The organism is Enorma phocaeensis (assembly GCF_900186505.1).
Lineage (GTDB): Bacteria > Actinomycetota > Coriobacteriia > Coriobacteriales > Coriobacteriaceae > Enorma > Enorma phocaeensis.
This window is the reverse complement of the sequence record NZ_LT891970.1, coordinates 887,647-906,829: the sequence shown is the minus strand read 5'-3', so window position 1 is coordinate 906,829 and position 19,183 is coordinate 887,647. Positions and strand designations below refer to the sequence as shown.

Sequence of the window (19,183 nt, the reverse complement as noted above, 5' to 3'; positions counted from 1 at the left end):
ATTAGGTTCGACATCTTGCAGCGTTTAGGCTTTGTTTTCACTGCAAGGCTTGCTCGTCCGCTTCGCGCGTGAATAAGACGAGGGTTCGTGTTGTGCTGTGGCCGTTTCCCTCGGCGCAGGTGACAAGCGTGAGAACCCGTGTCGCGGCTTTGATGCGCTCCCGTGAATCCGGTGCGGTTGCGGTGGCGGAGTCGGCTACATCTTCCAGCCAGACACACAGAGCGTCCGCATCCTCGAATGCGAACCGTTGGATTGGAGCGTACGTTCCTGGTACGCGAAGAGCGCACAGAGGGGCGAAGCTCAGCTTTCCGTCGACCGAGGTGTCCCAGACGGCATCGCCGAGCTCCTTGAATGCCGTTGGGGTATAGCGGTTCCATAAGCTTCCAAACATCGTGTCAGAGCCTGCGATGCGGTGCCCGTAAATCAGCAGGTGGGTTCCGTGAGCGGAGCAACGACTATCGAGATAGGGACAGCCTGCGGCTCGCGGAGTCCCGTCGATATCGTGATCGAGGTAGAAGTCCTCAGGGGTATCGTGGTCGGGCAGCGCAACCGGGTAGTCGATGGGCGTTCCCGAAACGGTGATCCAAGCTTCCAGTTCGGAAGCGCTGGGTTTCAAGGAGGTCCAGCGAGAGGCTGGGTCGCCATCGCGCTCGCGGGATAGGCGGCGATAGGATTGCTCACCGGCGTGCTCGTGGGCGAGCAGACTGCCGGCAAGTCCCGACGAGCAGAACGCAACGCCCAGGAAGGCTCGCCGTGTCAGGAGGTGCTGCCCCTTGTGGGATGTCAACGCTTCCATGGGAACCTCCCGGAGAACCGTTTTCTCAAGAGCAGATAGGCTGCAGCTCCAACACCGGCGGTGGTTGCCATAGCGGGGACCAGCGAGGCGTTGCCGGTCTGTGCGAGGGGGCGAGTCGGCTGCGTTGGTTCTGCAGGCTCATCTTCCGTTTTGGGAAGCTGCTGAACCTCGTCGCCGTCATGATCCTCGAGGGGTTCATCGCCGTTGATTGCTCCCCCGTTGCGGTACAGGTCAACCCCTGCCCCGTTGGTTAAAACGGCCTCTCCTGCGTAATCATCTGTGACGCGCAGGTTGAGGACGAGCGGCGCGGTCCCCTCTTTGCCTTCATGAGGAGTCACGACGAGCTCCACATCGTCGTGCGCGTCTTTAAGGTCGTCTCGCTCCCACAGGCCTTCACGGGTGGTGAATCCTGCCTCGACGCGGCCGTATTCGAGTCTAAGTCCGATGACCTGCTCGCCTTCTGCCAGGTTAAGCTCCGCGACGGAGAGCGTCGTTGCGCTGGCGGCATCGACATCCGCCGCCCAGAGATGCCAGCCGGAGTAGTCGAGCACGCGGCCATCATCGCCCAATCTGGCAGCGGTTGATTCGTGGGTGAGCCAAGGGTTTTCATAGCCGCTCGAGAGCGTCGCGTTTGCTCCAGAGGGATCTTGGAAGTCCGTAGGCGTCATATTGGTTCGATACCATACGTTGAGCCTGCCATCGAAATCGCCCAGTGCCTGCGGGGTGGTGATGCTTACGAGCTCTGCCAAGCCTTCGTGCACCTGGGTGAGGTCGTCGGTAACGGTGAATTCATCGACCCAGGTGCTCGACGTCGAGCGCACGTCCACGCTGTAGGAAAACGAGCCATCTTGTGAGACGCGCACCGGTGCGCGGTTCAATCCGTCTCCATTCTCCACGGTGTTTTCCGCGATGGGATCTGCGATCTCCTGCCGTTTGTCGAGCTCGCCAGAAATCTCGATCGGCTCATCGTACATGACGACACGTTGGATCTCGCCGGTCTCCTCGACCGTGAACTCTACGGCGGTCGTTTGGTCGTAGGTATGCGGCGTCATCTCTTCCACGAGGGTATAGGTGCCCGGGGGTATGGCATCGATGCGATGGTCTTCTTCCGTGGAGGTCCATGTCGCCACGGGACTTCCCTCGCTATCGAGGATGGTGAGGGTTGCACCGGGTATCTCGGATTCGTTGGTGATATCCCGCTTTGAGAAGTCCACCTTGGTGTAATCGTTTTCGGCGACGATCTCGAAGGACGCTGCTCCTTCGATAAGGCCTTGGTCATCGACGGTGAACGCATGAACGGTCTCGTCGAGAAGATAGCCTGCAGGAGCCGAGGTCTCTTGGATGCGATAGGATCCGGGTAGTAGGTGGGCAAGGGTGATGATGCCGTCGTCGCCTGTTTCGAGGCGTTGCCTGCTGCCCTCGACCTCGAATGGCTGCCCCTCCTCGTCGAATGAGACCTGCCAAAGCTCGAATACGGTATCGGGAAGCGCTCGGTCGGTTCCTGCAATGACTTTGCGCAGGGTTACCGTGGTCGGGGCATCCGATGCGGCAACCGAACCTTGCACGAGCGCGACCTCGGGAACTTCATAGGTGAGGGTGAATTCGCGCGGTGTGCTATCAAGCACATGCCCCTCTGGTGCCGCGGTCTCCACAAAGGCGTACGTTGCGGATCCAGAGCCCAGATACAGATCGCGGGTGGTCGCCGTGCCGTCCTCGCCCGTGGTTACATGGTCGACAACCTGTCCCTCCACGGCACGAATGGTTCCGTCGGGAGAAACGATATCGGTGCAGGCGACCACGTCGAATTCCGCACCTGAGAGCAAGGCTCCATCATCGTCGCACTGCTTGGTCACGGTCGCGCGCCCCATCGCTTGCTCGTCGGTAAAGCTGACCACGGTTACCGGAGGAGTCTCGGTCGACGCGGGGATTTCAAAGGCGACCTCTTCCCCTGCTAGTAGATAAGGCGGCGCGACGGCTGTTTCGCGCAGGTAGTACGTACCAGGACGCAGAGGTTCGGGCAGCGTCACGCTTCCCGTGTCATCGGTGGTGAACGAAGTGAGTTCGACATGGTTTGGATACCACGCCTCTTGCGTTACGGGATTATGCTCGGCATCGAGCAGTTCGAAGGTAAAGCCGGCAAGGGGAACCGTCATGCCGGTCTCGGCATCGGTCTTGACGATCTGCACCCGGCTTTCAACAAGATCGTTGTCCACGATGTACTGCAGCGTCGCGCCGTTGGTCATCTGGTTGGGAGAGATGGTCCAGGGGCCGGCGGGGCGGTAGCCGTCTGGCGTGGTCTCGGCAACTTCGCGCACGGTGTATCCGGCGCGGTCGTAGGGGAGCGCCCCGCCAATGCCCTCGGGCGCCGTACCATAGCCAAACCAGGAGCCGGCGGTCGTAGCGTTACCATCCGCGTCGGTGACGATCGTCCCCACGACGTTGCCAGTGGTGTTCGACACGATCTCGAACGAGACACCCGCAGCCGGCGTCTGCAAGCCGGAGTCATCCGATCCGGTATCCGCATACTTCACGATGGAGATATCGAATGCCCGCACGGTTTCGATGAGAGGATCGCTTGGCTCGAGCACGATGTCCTCGTGAACGGCGTCGCTCCCGAGCTCGAATTCGTGGACCGTCGTATCGAGCAGATAGCCTTCTGGAGGATCAATCTCAACGACGGTCGCCGGACCCAGGGGCAATTCAGTAAACGAGAGGGTTCCGTCCTCGGATGAGGTTGCCTCATGTGTGTCGCCGTTGGAATCGGTGAGCCGGTAAGTGGCACCCACGAGCGAAGCGCCCGGCTGCGCCTCAGCGCCGGTGGCGGAGTCTGCCTTATGCAGGATGAGGCTTGCGCGCGCTGGGTTGTCGGCGGTATGCACCTCGGTGATGGCTCCGGACGTCGTGAAGTAGTGGCGCTCGGTATCTTGCTTGAATCCAGCTGGCGCGCCGACCTCGATCACATAGTAGCGATCGTTTGGCGCGAGGGTGAACTGAGCCACCCCCGCCGCATCGATGGTCACGGTCGCCACGAGCGCGTCATCCGAGGCGCGCCTGACCTCATAGGTGGCCCCGGCGAGGGAATACGAGGCGTTTCCTGCGGTCAGCTCGACATCTGTAGAAGATTTGCGCAAGGTGACATCGACAGCCCAGGACCATGAGAGCACCACTTGGGTCGAAGGTCCCGTACTGAGCTGGTAGACATGGAAATCGGCTGGAACCTCGGCTACCTTGCCGCGGATTTGCTGGAGCGGGGCGCTTTCATTCACCACGCGCCCGCTTTCGTCCATACCAAAGATATGCTGCAAAAACCACGTGCGTCGATGCTGCCAGCTGCCGTCGACCCCGGTCAGGGCGGTGTCGATGGACCCGGTCCATGCGTAGGCGGCGAGCAGATGCGTCTCAGCCCAGATCTTTTGCTGCTCGGTCTGCCCGGAGCTGCCTACGAAGGTGGGCCAAGAGATGCTTCCCTGCCCGGGACCCTCGGCACCGAAATAGAGGACGGCGCGTACGAGGTCGTTCTGCCCGCTCGGGGCAGCAAGGCTCGTCTGACGGTATGCGCCCGATCCGGGCACCGACATGTTGGGCTGAGCGCAAAACGCCGGATAGCCATCTGCGCGCATCAGCCATGTGGTATGGCCGCCATAAGCGACCTCGCGCTCGATATCGAGTGTCACCTCGCCGGCTTCCGCCTTCGCCGTGTGGGGAAGGAGCAGGGCGGCAATGGGCAAAAGCATCACGGCCGCAAGCAGCGCCGTACCACCGATTCGTATGAGAAGCCAATGCGCTCGGGGAGGCTGCGTGCTCCGTTTGCGCTCGCGTTCCCGCCGCATTCTCTGATCGGAAGGACCTTTCGTCATCATACGCGCTCCCTTCTCGCCGTCGTGGGTACAGCGTACGGGCCGCTTCCTACCGGTTTTCCCTACTTGCTACACAAGAGCTGGCGGATATCTCACAAAGGGGTCTTACCGTTCCAACGCGGCTCTTCTGCCGGTGACATCGCCCACCTCTCTTGCGTGCTGGTGAACAAGGCCATCGCTTGACCAAGACAATCCCCACGGTATTCGCATATTTGGAATCATCGAAAAAAAGTGTTGACGAGTGCGGAGGGGGCGGGGTATTATCTCCTAGTGCGATGGACCTGTAGCTCAGTTGGTTAGAGCGTCCGGCTGATAACCGGGAGGTCACAAGTTCGAATCTTGTCAGGTCCACCATCTTCTTTCGCAATAAACACCCCAGCGAGAGCGAGTCGCCGCTGGGGTGTTTATTCCTAGATGGGGGTATAGCTCAGCTGGGAGAGCGCGGGCTTTGCAAGCCTGAGGCCAGGGGTTCGAACCCCCTTACCTCCACCATCGATTCTTCGACCCCGTCTAAGCGGGGTCTTTTCTAATATGAGCTGAACATTGTCAAGAGGCAAAACCGGCCCGACCGCCCGCGGAGCTACCGCGACCGGTCGGGCCTACCTATCTTCACCCGGGGGCGCCGCCGCTTGAGGGCGTGTCTGTTCGACGCACGTTCGGCATTCTAATATCCGCGCGTGGCCTCGTCGGCTGCGCATTTCGTTGCTACGGCTGGGGGCCTCGGCCGAAGTCTGTATGGCGGGCGTGGCGGTTCCCCGCTGCCCATAAAAAGAGACTCGAGTGGCCTCCCAACGGCCTCGAACGCGGCGGGCCCCGGGGTCGGACCCTGTTTCGCTCGGGCGGCCGCTACTCCGCGGCCATCCTCGCTATCGCCCAGGCCCAGCACGCCATCTCGCGCGCGGTGGCGCAGTTGGCGACGACGGGGCGCTTGCCGGCCCCCGCCATCGCCTCCCTGCGGTCGATGAGCCTGCGGTTGCACTTCGTCGCGTGCCTCCTCACCGCGGGGGCGACCTCCTGGCCCGGGGCGAGCGGCTTCGGGTCGCGCGAGGACATCGGCACGTGCCAGGCGGCCTCGACGAGGGCGGAGCGCACGTGGGCGTTGCCCGCCCGCGTGATCCCGCCCTTCGACGACGTCTCACCGCTCGAGTGCTCCGAGGGCGTGAGGCCGCACCACGACGCGAAGGACGGGGCGGTGGGGAAGCGGGAGAAGTCGCCCGCCTCGCAGGCGAGCAGGAACGCCGTGGCGACGTCGAAGCCCTTCACGCACCTGAGGGCGTCGACGACGGGCCTCCACTCCGGCCTCCCGGCCGACTCGGCGACCTTCCCCGCCAGCTCGTCGCGCGCCTCCTGGCAGCGCCTCACGCAGTCGCGGTAGTGCTCGTAGGCGGCGGCGTCATCGGGCTCGTCGAACTCGATCGCGTCGGCCCACTTCCAGTACGCGCGCGTCCAGTTGCCCCTCCTGCGCCCGGTCGGCGTCGACTCGTCGAAGACGTGGCCGTGGCGCAGCAGGAACTTCGACATCCGCTGCTTGGCGCGCTGGAGGTCGTCGCGCGCGTCGGCGAGGGCCCGCGACAGGTCGCGGGCGGCCTCGGTGCGCTCGTCGGGGACCCACACCTCGACGACGTTCCTGGTCGCGAGCAGGCGCGCCAGGAACTCGGCGTCGCGCCTGTCGGTCTTCCTGCCCCTGTCGGCGGCGGGCCGCTGCATCTTGGAGACGGCGCCCACGACGCAGTCCAGGCCGAGCGCGCGCAGGGCGCGGCAGAGGTGGAAGCCGGTGACCCCGGACTCGTAGACGGCCCTCGGGGACTCGAAGCCGAGCGCCCACTCGGCGACCGCCGCCGGGTCGTAGCCGAACGAGGCCCGCTCGGCCTCGCCTGTCATCGGGTTCAGGGCGAAGGCCTTGATGCTGCGGGCGTGGACGTCGAGACCGATGGCTGTGACATAATGGGACATGGCCCCTCCTCTGTCGTATGTGGCGCGCGGCCACGGTTGCGGGATACGACCATTGTCGCCCGACCCACGGACCTGCGACAGGAGGAGGGGCTCAATGTTCAGCTCATATCGTCTTTAGGCGGGCATCCTCTAAGATGGTGAACACGACCTATCGGGAGGTGTCTCATGACCGCTGTCGATACCACGCTATTCAAACCGGAACTCACCTTTACCGAGTTCGATGCGGTTGATCGCTTCGACCTGTTCAAGCGTTTAGGTGAACTGCTTGAACCGCAAGGCTATGTTGGAAACGGGTGGCTTACCGCAATCTTGGAGCGCGAACGCTTGTACCCGACCGGCTTGGACTGCGGGTCCATCAGGGTGGCCATCCCCCATGTCGAAGCATGTCATATCAAGAAGCCCTACATCGCCATCATCAGACCCAAGAACCCCATCGAGTTCGAGGGGATGGCCGGCCTCCCACCTGTTCAGGCTGAGCTCATCGTGAACCTAGGGCTGCAGGGACATGAGGATAGCCAGGTCAGGGCTCTCCAAGCGCTCATGGGCGTTTTTACCGATGCTGGTTCCGTTAAGAAGATCAAGGCCCAGACCACCCCTGAGGGGCTGCTCACCTCGATGCTCGGCGGCATGGAGTAGCACTGTGCGGGGCTCCAGCAGCGAAGCTTTCTGTGCATGCTGTATGCAGGGGCGACGCGTGCGCTATTGCGCGCGGTGCAGCCATACCGTGGAGTACCATCGGTGGGGTACCATTACAGAACGACTGAAACCATCGGCCTTTGACCGAACCTATCGGTCATGTTGAGGAGCTTGGAGGAATTATGGCAGAGCAGGAGCGCACTCCGCTGGTTGGCATCATCATGGGGTCCAAGTCCGACCTTCCGGTTATGGAGGGTTGCACGGCCGAGCTCGAGAAGCTCGGCGTCCCGTACGAACTCGTGATCGCGAGCGCCCACCGCAACCCGCAGAAAGTGCACGAGTGGGCTCAGACCGCGGCAGACCGTGGCCTGCGCGTGATCATCGCCGCTGCCGGTAAGGCGGCGCATCTCGGCGGTGTGGTCGCGGCGTCAACTCCGTTGCCGGTGATCGGCGTGCCCATGAAGACGAGCGATCTCGGCGGGTTGGACTCCCTGCTCTCCATGGTGCAGATGCCCTCGGGGGTACCTGTAGCCTGCGTTGCCATCAACGGCGCCAAGAACGCCGCCATCTTCGCGACCCAGATTCTCGGCGCCGGAATGCCTGAATACCTCGACGTCATCAAGAACATGAAGCAGGAGATGGCCGAGGCGTAGGAAGCGCCGCTGAGCACCGGCGACTTGTGTTCGCACCGCACGAGGATATAAAGGGGAGAACGGGATGGCTGAATATCAGGGCAAGCGCTTCAAGGCGAGCAGTGATGGGGACGGGGCCCATAAGTCGATGCCTCATGCTGCAGCTCGCTCGTCTGCCACCGATTTGCCAGCCAGCCACGCCCTGAGGGGAGGAGCTTCAGCTCGCCCGCTGGGAAACCATGGCGCTCCCACGTCTGCTTCGCGTGGTTCGGCTGCTGTTCCTCCGAATCCCGTGCCCCGTGTACGTGGTAACCATATGAAGGCTCCCGCGCGGGATGCGGAGGCACCTCGCGAGCAGCTGCGTTCCATTACCGGGGGAGCCAAGCCGCCCCGTCCCTATCGGCCTTCTTCCTATGGCTCCCAAGCAGGGCGCGAACGCGATCGGGCCGGTCGCAACGCGGGTCGCGGCGATCGCGGACCGGCGCGCGCCAACCGCAGAGGATCGGGCCGCGATATCATCTCGCGTGTTCTTATCGGCATCGGTATCGTGCTGCTTTTGGTTGCAGGGGGTATCTTCATCTTCGCTCAGCTGGGGTATCGCCAGGCAGCAGACACGTATGAGGGCCTTAGCGCCTATGTCACGGTCGATGATTCCAATGGAGATGGCATACCCGTGGTCGACTGGGCGGCGCTTGCCGAGGAGAGCGAGGACATCGTCGCTTGGATCTACATCCCTGGTACCGATATCAGCTATCCCGTTGTCCAAGGGGAGACGAACGACCAATATTTGAGGGCGCTCCCTGACGGCACGTGGAACAACTCCGGCAGCATCATGCTTGACAGCGATCAAACCGCCCCCGGTATGGTTGGGCAGCAAACCACGGTTTACGGCCATCACATGAGCGACGGCTCCATGTTCGATCCCATCGAGCAGACGCTTGACCAAGCGAACTTTGACGAGATGGACACGGTCTACTACCTCACGCCCGAGGCGACGTACCGTCTCACGCCGCTGTTCACCGCGCGCGTGGATGATACATACGTCGCCGCGCGGCAGGAGAATTTCGGCGAGCAGGCGACGCTGAGGAGCTATCTCGAAGACCTGCGCACATACGCTCAGGCTGAGGCTGCTGACGCTGATGAGCGCATCGCCTCAGCCGATCAGGTGCTTGCCCTTGTGACATGCAGTGGCATGGCGCCCGCGGATCACCGCGCCGTCATGATCTGCACGATCGCGGAGACGATGACCGTAATCGATGACGGGGCAGAAGCCTAGCTGACGGCTCAAGGAAGACATGAGATAGAAGGCCCGGCACAGCGTCCGGCTCCGTCTACACCCCATGCAGGTACTGGTTTCGTTCATTTTGCGGGAGCCATCCATGACCACCACGCCGAGCGCAGATCTCGCATCCACTTCCAACAGTGTTCCCGCGGACAACGGCCTCGATCCGCAAACTCCATCGTCCGATGAGAAGCGCGAAGTACCCCTGTTCATCAAGATCTACGGGTTCTTGTGCCTTCTCGACGGTGTGATAACCGCGCCGCTCATCGCGCTGTTCATCGGGTTGGTGGCGCTTGCGGTCTTCGCCAGTCCCGTTGCCGTCACCGTGGGCGACAATCCTACGGTGCCCATGGTCATCATTGTGATAAGCGTACTCATTGCCCTGGTGAACGGTGTCGGGCTCGTCATCTTCGGGCGATCGCTCATTCGAGATCGGCGACGCCATGCCGCGCGATGGTCGTACGTGCTCATAGCAACGACGCTCATCGGCATGCTTTGCGCGGTGATGCTCCAAGGAATCGGGCCGAACCTCATCAACGATGCCGTGCAGCTCGTGATACTGCTGACGCTTTCCGTGACCATTGACCCCTCCTTGCACCAGGAGCGCGAGCTTCAGCGCAAGCTTCGCATCCAAGAGGATCGCGATGCGGCAGAGGAGGGCATGCTGGGGCGGGATCCCGAGGGCAAAGGATACATAGAGCTCAACTTCTTCAACCTGTTCTGGGTGTTCTTTGTCTGCAGCATCCTCGGTCTCATCATCGAGATCGTCTACCATATGGTGGTCGTAGATCCCGGTGTGTACCAAGACCGGGCAGGCCTGCTTTTCGGACCATTCTCACCGATCTACGGCGTCGGAGCGGTTTTGCTCACCATCGCGCTCAACCGGTTCTATCGTGCGAACCCCGTCATCATCTTCGTGGTATCTGCGATTATCGGTGGCGTGTTCGAGGCGTTCGTGAGCTGGTTCATGCAGACCTCGTTTGGCGCCGTCGCGTGGGACTACACGGGCATAACGCTATGCGGCATGCCAGATCCAATCGCCGTTCTCTTTGAAGGGCGCACGAGCACTCCCTTCATGTGCATGTGGGGCATCCTCGGGTTCGTCTGGATCAAGGCATGCCTTCCGTGGCTACTCCGTCTCATCAACATGATTCCATGGAAGATTCGCTACTCGCTCACCTCGCTCGTCGCGGTGCTCATGCTGGTCAACGCGGTCATGACGTTGCAGGCGCTCGATTGCTGGTTCGAGCGGGTGTCCGGAACGGCATGGAACACTCCGGTCGAGGACTTCTATGCTGAGCATTTTGGCAACGAGTACATGGAGAACCGGTTTCAAAGCATGACGATCCATCCCGAGGATACGAGCCGCGTGGATGAAGGTGCGATCGCCGAGCTTTAGAGGAGGTCTTCGGTTTGCCTAGCGGATTATGGAAGGCGATGCGGCTTTGCTATGTGGGCGAGCCGGAAACGCCTCTGCTACCATCACGCGCGCTTCAGAACTAAGAGGCGCGCGTGATAGGATCGGGCGTCGTAAGAATAATGCAGAAGAGAATACGATATCGTAACAATAATGCTGAGCGTATTTTCAAATCGTAGATAATATTAAAATATAAGAAATAAATGAAGATAGTCTACGATTAACAAAAACAGAATGCTGAAAAGTTGCGATAACTACTGAGAAAATGCGGAAACGGAACGATAACAAAACGGCACCGTTACCGGTGCCGTGAGAGGTCTGGAGCGGGCAACGGGACTCGAACCCGCGAGTGTCAGCTTGGGAAGCTGATGCCTTACCACTTGGCGATGCCCGCATATGTGATAGCCGGAAGAACCGGCGCAGGGGATAGTATACCGTGCCAGTTTTCGCGGGACAAGGCATCGCCGCGTAAACGGGTGCGATCAGCACGAAAATGGCTTACGCGGCAACCGCCTCGGCCCTGCCCATGTAGCGGTTCGAGAGCTCCGCGTTCGTTGGGGGTATGTATCCGACGTAGAGATCGAGGGTGTACGACGGGGTAGCGTAACCAAGAACGACCGAGATGGTCTTGATGTTCTCCCCATAGGCGAGGTTGAGGGTGAATCTGAATCTACCCCGACTCCGTTTACACCCTCTACGCCGCCGCAGCTTCCTCCATATGCCTCGCCTCGAACTCCTCGGGGCTGAGGTCGCCGAGCGCGGAGCGGATCCGCGCCCTGTTGTAGAACGCCTCGATGTAGTCGAATATCTCCAGCGCTGCCCGCTCGCGCGTCTCGAAGGTGTGCGCGTGGACGCACTCGGCCTTGATGAGCCCCATGAGCGACTCCATGGCCGCGTAGTCCCACAGCGACGATGTCGAGCCCATTGACGGCTCGATCCCCGCGTCGCGCATGGTCTTCCCGAGCAGCAGCGAGGCGTACTGCGAGCCGTGGTTGGAGTGGTGGACGCTTGTCGCCCAGGCACGCGAGGTCGTAGTACTTGTTCACCGTTCCAATCTGGATGCCTGCTGGGCAGGGCTGGCAATGGTTGCAGTACATGCAGCTCACGGCGCGCGACTCGGGTGCCATGTCCGCTAGCACGGAGTAGTCGCGTTCCTCGGGCGTCGCATCGACATATGCGAGGATCTCAAGGTCACCCAATCCGCGCACGCCGGGCAGCACCGTGAGAGCGCCGGGGCGGTCGAGCGCATACTGAATGCACTGTACGCGGGTGAGCGCCCGGCAAAACGGCGACTGGAGAGCGTCGAGCAGCTGGCCACCCGCAAACGGCTTCATGACAGAAATGCCCACACCCGCCTGCTTCTGCGTGAGCGCGTAACCCCATGTGCCGCCGTTCATAACGCGGTCGAGGTCGGCATCCCCATCGATGCAGTGGATAAAGCCAAAACGGCGTAGTCGGTTCCGAGGGTGCGTAGCCGCTGATCAAATTCGCTGATGGCTGCTTTGGGGTCGGTTGTTCACGCGTACTCGTGACCGCGATAGTCCACCCCCAGATGCACCTGTAGGTGGACCTCAGCACGATGGCGACGGATAGCTCGCGCCATGGGTTCGAACAGCTTGTCGTTGGTGGTGACGTAGTCGAAGTGGTTGATGCCAGCTTCGATGGCGGCCTCCACGGTGCGCTCGATCTCTGCCGGTTCGGACACGCGCAGGCTGCCTGCCCCGAGGCCGATTACGCTGATGTTGTCGCCGTGATGCGGCAAAACATGTACATGAGCGGCGCGGAAGGGCCTATTTCGGGCAGAAGATGGCGCTCATGTACATGTTTTCTGTCGCGTGCGGGCGCTGCTCAGGTCTTTATGCACATGCTGCTCAAACGACTTGACTAGATACACTCACACGAGCGGTGCCTATCTCGTCGCATAGCGGGTCGCCCTACCCGAGCCGCTGCGCCTGACAAGGCCCCGCGCCACGAGCGCGTTCAGCAGTCGTCCTGCCTTCGCTCGGCTCACACCGAGCATATCCTCAAATTCCTTACGGGAAAGAACTCTGCCCTGCGCGAACGCGGAAAGCGCCCGCCCCTCCTCCAGCGTGAGCGCCATACCCTGATCTATAACCGGCAACTCAACGGTCAGCAGGTTATCCGACACGGAAAACTGCGGTTTTACCGGCATCTCATCGTATGCCGCCATGATTCTCTCTACGCCCGTACCGAATATCTCGACATAGTCGAGACGATAGAACACGTTGGCAATAATAGGGTTTCGCAACACGGAAACATGCCCGCTAAGGTATTCCCCAAAGGTGATACCCGAAGGGAGCCCTCCAGGAGATGACACAGTGACGCTACCCGATTCCATGGAAATCTGGATGTTTGCCGGGATATCCCATCGACGGTGAATCAGGGCGTTTGCGACCGCTTCTCTGAACGCCTCTTCCGGGACCATCTGCCTCGTCGTCCTCAGCGCGCCGTCGATCACCTCATATTGGTAGTACTTACGGTACATATCGAGCGCCCCATGTAGTTGGCTGAGCGCCGATATTCCGATAAAACGCTCTCTATCGCGAATCTCGCTGATATTCGAGCCGAAACGAACGACATCGATGCCGGGCAGCGCGTTCTTATCGGCGAGCATCGCTGCCGCATTGCTGTATCCGCCGCCTGCCGTGTACAGACCAAGCGTTCTGAGTATGTCGGTGCTCATAGTCTCTACCCCGACACGTTCCCGGAGCTCCGCCCCTAAGATCTCAAAGGAGAGCACCTGCTCCTTGCTGGAAACCTCATCGAATGTGAGATGTCGTCCCTCAAGTACCAACCGGTTGAACTCGATGCGGTCGACTTCCACATCTGCCGTATCGTTCCTTCGATAGGCCTTTCCGCGATAGAGATACGGCTTGTTTTCACCCTCGAACACCGTGAGAGCAACGACAGGAAGACCGGAAATCACCCGGCGCTCGATGCTAAATCGAGGCACGGGGCTCATGCTATCGTTGAGAGCGTTTTCGATTGCCAGGCGCATGTGCGCGACATCCTCAACCCCCGTAACGGAACCGTCGTCTTCGACTCCAAAGAGAATTTCCCCCGTACCGTAATTCGCGAAAGCGCTTACCGTTTTGAGAAACGTACGAGCAGGCTCGCGTTTGAACTCCAACGATTTCGTTTCTTCCACGAGAAGATCCTTTCACGCGGGTCCTTATCGTCGCAATTGAATTGAAACGATATTTGTTTCGTTGCATTATAACTGAGTAGATTACTCGTATCATTGCAAATCGACTGCGACGATTATGGAAGCGCCGCGGTCCGGGGCTTGCAGGATCCGCTGGCGCTAATCGAATGATTCAAGATCGAGGGAAGATTCGACGGTGTCGAGGGAGAGGGTCGCCCCCAGAAGGACATGGGAGAGATGCTCCGGGGTCAGCGGTTCCGGCTCGGTCAGCCGTCGTTCGATCACGGCGAGCGTCCCCTCCACGGCATAGCTCACGAGCAGGCGATGCATCTCGTCGTTGCGCCTGCCCGGCATGCGATGGGTGCTCAGATCGAGCGTTTCAGCACGGAGGAGCATCGAGCCCTCGAGCTTTCCGGTGCGTCTCAGAGCGATGAATCGGGCGCTATGGGTGCGGCAGTATCGGAGGAATCCCTCGTACTCGTCGAGGTTCTCGCTCATGGGGTGGTCCTCGTTTATTAAGGGGAGGCGCTCGGCAAACGCGCGTTCCATCCCATCCAGGACCTGCTCGATCGTTCGATAGTGGGCGTAGAACGTCGAGCGATTGATACCGGCTTCGCGGCAGAGCGTGGTGACCGTGATGCGATGTTCGGGGCGGTCCAGGATGAGCCGAGGAGATGGACGGTCTGGTGACGCTGCTCGCCTCCGACAGCGCCTCGTACCTCACCGGCCAGACCATCGCCATCGACGGCGGCAAGTGCGCCATCTAGGCTCATCCTGTTGCAAGGCCGTTCTGGCCCCGTCCGGCAAGATGCGCCGACTAGTGGATGAACCGTAGGAGCACGACCCCTATCAAGAGATTCAAGAGTGGGCGCCGCCTCGCTCTGGAATCGACATACCGCCCCAGCACTATACGTCCCGGTGCTGGGGCGGATTGCTAAAACGGCTATCTGGTGTCTCGACGGCCTCCGCGCCCTTCTAGCCAAGGCGACAAAACCAGAACCTTCCAGACATGAATTCGCGCTCGATCGCGCGTTCACCCTTGCATTTTTATCAGGGGGGAGCGTATCCTGAGGGCACATCTATCTGTTGCGCTGCGCCGAGCGGCATGGAAGGGGAAGGATTATGCAGAAGAATCGGGCAATGCGCCACCTGCTGGCGTTTGCCGCGGCACTGCTCATAGCCGTGATCGGGTTTATGCCGAAGGCGGCTTGGGCACAGGCGGCGACGGTAGACGGCACTCCTTATGATACGGTGAGTGAGGCGATTAAGGAAGCGCCTAATGGCGGTACGGTCACGCTTACCGACGATGCCCAGGACATCGTGGTCCCTGAGGGCAAGACGCTGACCATCGATCTGAACGGGCGTGACGTGACCGCCGTGGACAATCATGCGATCACCAACCACGGCACCCTAACCATCGTGGGCCCCGGTACGGTGAACGGCGCCTCGGTATCCGGCAAGGGCGCGATCTACAACTCGCCTACGGGCACCGCAACGCTCAACGGCGGGACCTTCACGGGAAACACGTGGTACGTCATCAAGAACCTCGGCTCCATGACGATCAACGCCGGGTTCTCGCTCGAGCAGAAAGACGCTGGCTCGAGCGCGATCGACAACGGCTATTATGGCGATTCGTCGAACGACTGCGGTGTCGTGCGTCCCCAGAGCGCCGAGGTGACGCTCACGATCAACGGCGGCACGTTCTCCGGCGGCATGAACACCGTCAAGAACGACGACTTCGGCGTGCTTGAGATCTCGGGCGGCGACTTCTCCAACACCAATGGCCCCACGGTCCTCAACTGGCACAGGGCGACCATTTCGGGCGGCACTTTCACGGTCAACAACGCCTCAACGGGCGTGCTTGCAAACGGCTACCTCTCCGATGATGCCGATGCTGGCCAGCTCACCATTACCGGCGGCACCTTCACGGCGAGCGACACCGGCGTTCTCTTCACCTACCCGCTGGGCGCCAGAGAGGGAGGCAGCATCGATGTGAAGGGCGGCACGTTCACCGGAGAGCTCGTCATCCCGGATGATGATAAGTACCCGTCTGTTCCCAGCATCTCCGGTGGCACGTTCTCGAGCGAAGTTGATGCGTTCCTGGTCGAGGGCGTCACGCAGGACGAGAACGGCCTCGTCGTGGAGCTTCCGGACGTCGCCACCGTCAACGGTGTGGGCTACCAGTCCTTCGAGGAGGCGGTCGCTAAGGCTCAGGATGGCCAGACGGTGACGCTGCTCGCGGATGCCTCGACCGCGCCCGTGACGATCGACAAGGGCATCACCATCGATCTCGGCGGCCACACGCTCTCGCTTACGGGCAAGGAGAAGCAGGACGACGCCGGCATCACCTTCACGGACGGCTCAAGCACCATCAAGAATGGCACCATCGTCGACACCTGCCAGATTGCGCGCACGTTCGCCGTCGTGATTACCGGCCAGGGCACCGCGCTCACCATGGAAGATGCAACCCTCACGGTCGAGGTCCCGAAGTCGGGTGATGGCTACGGCATGCGCGTGCTAAGCGGCGCCGAGCTCACCTTGAATGACGGCGCGGCCATCAACAGCTCGCCCGTTTCCGGCAACGACGGTTACATCTACGGCATCACGGTCTACGGTAGCGCCCAAGGTGCCGTCTTCGACGAGGCGACCGCCACCAAGCTCACGGTGAACGAGGGCGCCACCGTCGAGGCGCGTGCCTTCGCGGTGAGCGGCAACGGCGACGGCACGAAGGACAACACGCTCATCACCGTCAACGGCGGCACGCTCATAAGCGAGGCCGGCCCGGCAATCTATCATCCTCAGTACGGCAAGCTCGTCATCAACGGTGGCACGCTCGATGGTTGCAGCGGCGTTGAGATCCGTGCCGGCGAGCTCACCGTCAACGGCGGCACCATCAAGGGCGATACCAGCCAGACTATCGTCTATCGCAAGGATCAGATTGGCGGCGGCAACTCCGTCGACGGCGGCGGTATCATCGTCGCGCAGCACTCCACCAAGCTGCCTGTCAAGGTGACCGTGAACGGCGGCACCATCGAGGCGAATACTGCGTTCATCCAGCACAACGTCATGGGCAACGATCAGGAGTCCATCGATCTGATCGAGATGTCCATCACCGGCGGCGAGTTCGTGGGCGCCCTGCGCTCGGATAACTTCAAGGACGAGAACGGCAAGGGCTTCGTCTCCGGCGGATCGTTCAGCGACCGTGCGGTCGGAGACTACCTCGCGCCCGGCGCTGCGGTGGCCGTGAACGGCGGCGCGACGCCCTACGACATCTTCCCCTCCACGGACGAGGCTCTTGAAAACGGTGGCGCGCACGCCGTCGTTGACAGGCAGGGAAACACCTGGGTGTTTGCCGATAAGGATGCCGCCGAGGGGTTCGCCCAGCAGGTCGGAGGCAAGGTCACCACCATCATCCACACCGTGACCTTCGATGATTGCCTGGCCTCGACCGAGAACACGGTCGTCGAGGTCGAGAACGGCACAACCGTTGCGCGGCCCGCCGAGCCGGTTTGCGCGGGCTGGACGTTCGAGGGATGGTACGCCGACGCGAGCCTCACCACCCCGTATGATTTCAGCGCGCCGGTGACCGGGGACATCACGCTGTATGCCAAGTGGAGCAAGGACGCCCCCTCCATCTTCGGCGAAGAGGAGCCCCAGACTCCCGCAGATGAGACGCTCACGAGTACCGGCGACATGGTTCCGCTTGTGACCGCGGTGATCGCGGCCGCGGGTGCCGGTGCGCTCGGCCTCGCCGGCGCGATGCGCCGCCGCATGAGGTAGCGCTCGCTTGCACCGGTGCGCACGCGCGAAGGAGAGCGACGGGGCGGCTTCGGCCGCCCCGTTTTCTTCAAGGGTCATCAACCCTGTGGCGCGCGCAGCGCGCCACTGAAAACCACCCGCTACGCGGGTGGATCCCACTGATGCTACGCAACGGGCCGCCCTCCTCCTAGGATGGTGATTGTTCAGGTCGCCAGCCCCAAGAGGAGGGTGATAGCCATGGCGCAGAAGGCCAACAGCCTCGCGCACACGAAGTGGCTCTGCAAGTACCACATCGTGTTCACACCGAAGTATAGAAGGAAGGCGATATACAACCAATACCGCAAGGACCTCGGGGAGATCCTCAGGCAGCTCTGCCGCTGGAAGGGGGTGGAGATCATGGAGGGGCACCTGATGCCGGACCACGTGCACATGCTGGTCAGCATCCCGCCCAAGATCAGCGTGTCGAGCTTCATGGGCTACCTGAAGGGGAAGAGCTCGCTGATGATGTTCGACCGGCACGCGAACCTCAAGTACAAGTTCGGGAACAGGAAGTTCTGGGCGGAGGGCTACTACGTGTCCACCGTCGGCCTGAACGAGGCCACGATCGCCAAGTACATCAGGGAGCAGGAGGCCGCCGACATCGCGCTGGACAGGCTGAGCGTGAAGGAGTACGAGGACCCGTTCGGTAGGGGGTAGCGGCCCGCCCGTTCGACGGGCGTGCCACGAGTCAAGGGGCTATCGGGCCTGAACTTCGTTCAGGCCAGGGACTTGAGTCCCTGGCCTGGGCCCCTAGGGTTACACCCTAAGAGCAAACCACCCGCTATGCGGGTGGTCCTGCTTCAAGGGTCATCAACCCTGTGGCGCGCGCAGCGCGCCACTGAAAACCACCCGCTACGCGGGTGGATCCCACTGATGCTACGCAACGGGCCGCCCTCCTCCTAGGATGGTGATTGTTCAGGTCGCCAGCCCCAAGAGGAGGGTGATAGCCATGGCGCAGAAGGCCAACAGCCTCGCGCACACGAAGTGGCTCTGCAAGTACCACATCGTGTTCACACCGAAGTATAGAAGGAAGGCGATATACAACCAATACCGCAAGGACCTCGGGGAGATCCTCAGGCAGCTCTGCCGCTGGAAGGGGGTGGAGATCATAGAGGGGCACCTGATGCCGGACCACGTGCACATGCTGGTCAGCATCCCGCCCAAGATCAGCGTGTCGAGCTTCATGGGCTACCTGAAGGGGAAGAGCTCGCTGATGATGTTCGACCGGCACGCGAACCTCAAGTACAAGTTCGGGAACAGGAAGTTCTGGGCGGAGGGCTACTACGTGTCCACCGTCGGCCTGAACGAGGCCACGATCGCCAAGTACATCAGGGAGCAGGAGGCCGCCGACATCGCGCTGGACAGGCTGAGCGTGAAGGAGTACGAGGACCCGTTCGGTAGGGGGTAGCGGCCCGCCCGTTCGACGGGCGTGCCACGAGTCAAGGGGCTATCGGGCCTGAACTTCGTTCAGGCCAGGGACTTGAGTCCCTGGCCTGGGCCCCTAGGGTTACACCCTAAGAGCAAACCACCCGCTATGCGGGTGGTCCTGATTTTTCTTTTTCACCGCCGATCCATCCGATCCCCATCAGGTTCCGTCGCGGCCGCCGTCACGGCGCGCCCCTCACCCATACTTTGAGTGAAATGTC

The 19,183-nt window shown here is 61.4% G+C and carries 14 protein-coding genes and 3 tRNA genes; 9 read left to right on the top strand and 8 right to left on the bottom strand.

Annotation, left to right across the window (positions count from 1 at the left end):
- Window positions 1–37: 37 nt before the first annotated feature.
- The gene (locus C1717_RS10050) at window positions 38–796 is read right to left on the bottom strand and encodes a class B sortase (protein ID WP_102373008.1); all 759 of its coding nucleotides are present in this window, start codon (window positions 794–796) and stop codon (window positions 38–40) included.
- A complete protein-coding gene (locus tag C1717_RS10045) occupies window positions 784–4,530 on the bottom strand; it encodes a SpaA isopeptide-forming pilin-related protein (protein WP_146003697.1) in 3,747 nt (1,248 codons plus the stop codon). The genes C1717_RS10050 and C1717_RS10045 overlap by 13 nt, the downstream gene beginning before the upstream one ends.
- Before the next feature lie 400 nt (window positions 4,531–4,930).
- Here C1717_RS10045 and C1717_RS10040 point away from each other — a divergent pair.
- Window positions 4,931–5,007 (top strand) — tRNA-Ile (locus C1717_RS10040).
- Window positions 5,008–5,069: 62 nt separating this feature from the next.
- Window positions 5,070–5,145 (top strand) — tRNA-Ala (locus C1717_RS10035).
- A 354-nt stretch (window positions 5,146–5,499) separates the two neighbouring features.
- On the opposite strand, the gene C1717_RS10030 is transcribed toward C1717_RS10035, so the two are convergent.
- On the bottom strand, window positions 5,500–6,606 hold the full coding sequence (locus tag C1717_RS10030; RefSeq protein ID WP_102371612.1) for an IS110 family RNA-guided transposase: 1,107 nt from the start codon (window positions 6,604–6,606) through the stop codon (window positions 5,500–5,502).
- A 165-nt stretch (window positions 6,607–6,771) separates the two neighbouring features.
- Between C1717_RS10030 and C1717_RS10025 the strand changes: the two genes are divergently transcribed.
- The 4 genes from C1717_RS10025 to C1717_RS10010 all read left to right on the top strand — a co-directional run bounded on the left by C1717_RS10025 (window position 6,772) and on the right by C1717_RS10010 (window position 10,555).
- Window positions 6,772–7,242, top strand: a complete 471-nt coding sequence (locus tag C1717_RS10025; RefSeq protein WP_102373006.1) for a PTS sugar transporter subunit IIA — start codon at window positions 6,772–6,774, stop codon at window positions 7,240–7,242.
- A 182-nt stretch (window positions 7,243–7,424) separates the two neighbouring features.
- The gene (purE, locus tag C1717_RS10020; RefSeq protein ID WP_102373005.1) at window positions 7,425–7,895 is read left to right on the top strand and encodes a 5-(carboxyamino)imidazole ribonucleotide mutase; all 471 of its coding nucleotides are present in this window, start codon (window positions 7,425–7,427) and stop codon (window positions 7,893–7,895) included.
- A gap of 295 nt (window positions 7,896–8,190) precedes the next feature.
- Window positions 8,191–9,150 carry a class B sortase gene (locus C1717_RS10015; protein ID WP_245859666.1) on the top strand — a complete coding sequence of 320 codons (960 nt, stop codon included), beginning with the start codon at window positions 8,191–8,193 and terminating at the stop codon, window positions 9,148–9,150.
- 103 nt (window positions 9,151–9,253) lie between these two features.
- Entirely contained in the window at window positions 9,254–10,555 is a 1,302-nt protein-coding gene (locus C1717_RS10010) for a putative ABC transporter permease (RefSeq protein WP_102373003.1), read from the top strand.
- A gap of 337 nt (window positions 10,556–10,892) precedes the next feature.
- On the opposite strand, the gene C1717_RS10005 is transcribed toward C1717_RS10010, so the two are convergent.
- The 5 genes from C1717_RS10005 to C1717_RS09980 all read right to left on the bottom strand — a co-directional run bounded on the left by C1717_RS10005 (window position 10,893) and on the right by C1717_RS09980 (window position 14,237).
- A tRNA-Gly gene (locus tag C1717_RS10005) sits at window positions 10,893–10,967 on the bottom strand.
- A gap of 300 nt (window positions 10,968–11,267) precedes the next feature.
- On the bottom strand, window positions 11,268–11,525 hold the full coding sequence (locus C1717_RS09995; protein ID WP_146003696.1) for an IS3 family transposase: 258 nt from the start codon (window positions 11,523–11,525) through the stop codon (window positions 11,268–11,270).
- 564 nt (window positions 11,526–12,089) lie between these two features.
- Entirely contained in the window at window positions 12,090–12,278 is a 189-nt protein-coding gene (locus C1717_RS09990) for an aldo-keto reductase family protein (protein WP_146003695.1), read from the bottom strand.
- Window positions 12,279–12,482: 204 nt separating this feature from the next.
- The gene (locus tag C1717_RS09985; RefSeq protein ID WP_219722315.1) at window positions 12,483–13,724 is read right to left on the bottom strand and encodes an RNA-binding domain-containing protein; all 1,242 of its coding nucleotides are present in this window, start codon (window positions 13,722–13,724) and stop codon (window positions 12,483–12,485) included.
- Window positions 13,725–13,898: 174 nt separating this feature from the next.
- Window positions 13,899–14,237 (bottom strand): hypothetical protein, encoded by a 339-nt coding sequence (locus C1717_RS09980; RefSeq protein WP_102373000.1) that lies wholly within the window; start codon window positions 14,235–14,237, stop codon window positions 13,899–13,901.
- A gap of 624 nt (window positions 14,238–14,861) precedes the next feature.
- Between C1717_RS09980 and C1717_RS09970 the strand changes: the two genes are divergently transcribed.
- From C1717_RS09970 to tnpA (C1717_RS09960), 3 genes are all read left to right on the top strand, one after another.
- Complete coding sequence (locus C1717_RS09970) at window positions 14,862–17,519, top strand: InlB B-repeat-containing protein (RefSeq protein ID WP_102372999.1); 2,658 nt, start codon at window positions 14,862–14,864, stop codon at window positions 17,517–17,519.
- 216 nt (window positions 17,520–17,735) lie between these two features.
- Window positions 17,736–18,194, top strand: a complete 459-nt coding sequence (gene tnpA, locus C1717_RS09965; protein WP_102371427.1) for an IS200/IS605 family transposase — start codon at window positions 17,736–17,738, stop codon at window positions 18,192–18,194.
- A 292-nt stretch (window positions 18,195–18,486) separates the two neighbouring features.
- Window positions 18,487–18,945, top strand: coding sequence for an IS200/IS605 family transposase (gene tnpA, locus C1717_RS09960; protein ID WP_077071246.1), 459 nt, complete (start codon window positions 18,487–18,489; stop codon window positions 18,943–18,945).
- The last annotated feature ends 238 nt before the right edge of the window (window positions 18,946–19,183 follow it).

Coding starts and splice junctions, on each gene's coding strand:
- C1717_RS10050 (WP_102373008.1), bottom strand. CDS start 796: ATGGAAGCGTTGACATCCCACAAGGGGCAGCACCTCCTGACACGGCGA.
- C1717_RS10045 (WP_146003697.1), bottom strand. CDS start 4,530: ATGCTTTTGCCCATTGCCGCCCTGCTCCTTCCCCACACGGCGAAGGCG.
- C1717_RS10030 (WP_102371612.1), bottom strand. CDS start 6,606: ATGTCCCATTATGTCACAGCCATCGGTCTCGACGTCCACGCCCGCAGC.
- C1717_RS10025 (WP_102373006.1), top strand. CDS start 6,772: ATGACCGCTGTCGATACCACGCTATTCAAACCGGAACTCACCTTTACC.
- purE (WP_102373005.1), top strand. CDS start 7,425: ATGGCAGAGCAGGAGCGCACTCCGCTGGTTGGCATCATCATGGGGTCC.
- C1717_RS10015 (WP_245859666.1), top strand. CDS start 8,191: ATGAAGGCTCCCGCGCGGGATGCGGAGGCACCTCGCGAGCAGCTGCGT.
- C1717_RS10010 (WP_102373003.1), top strand. CDS start 9,254: ATGACCACCACGCCGAGCGCAGATCTCGCATCCACTTCCAACAGTGTT.
- C1717_RS09995 (WP_146003696.1), bottom strand. CDS start 11,525: ATGCGCGACGCGGGGATCGAGCCGTCAATGGGCTCGACATCGTCGCTG.
- C1717_RS09980 (WP_102373000.1), bottom strand. CDS start 14,237: ATGAGCGAGAACCTCGACGAGTACGAGGGATTCCTCCGATACTGCCGC.
- C1717_RS09970 (WP_102372999.1), top strand. CDS start 14,862: ATGCAGAAGAATCGGGCAATGCGCCACCTGCTGGCGTTTGCCGCGGCA.
- tnpA (WP_102371427.1), top strand. CDS start 17,736: ATGGCGCAGAAGGCCAACAGCCTCGCGCACACGAAGTGGCTCTGCAAG.
- tnpA (WP_077071246.1), top strand. CDS start 18,487: ATGGCGCAGAAGGCCAACAGCCTCGCGCACACGAAGTGGCTCTGCAAG.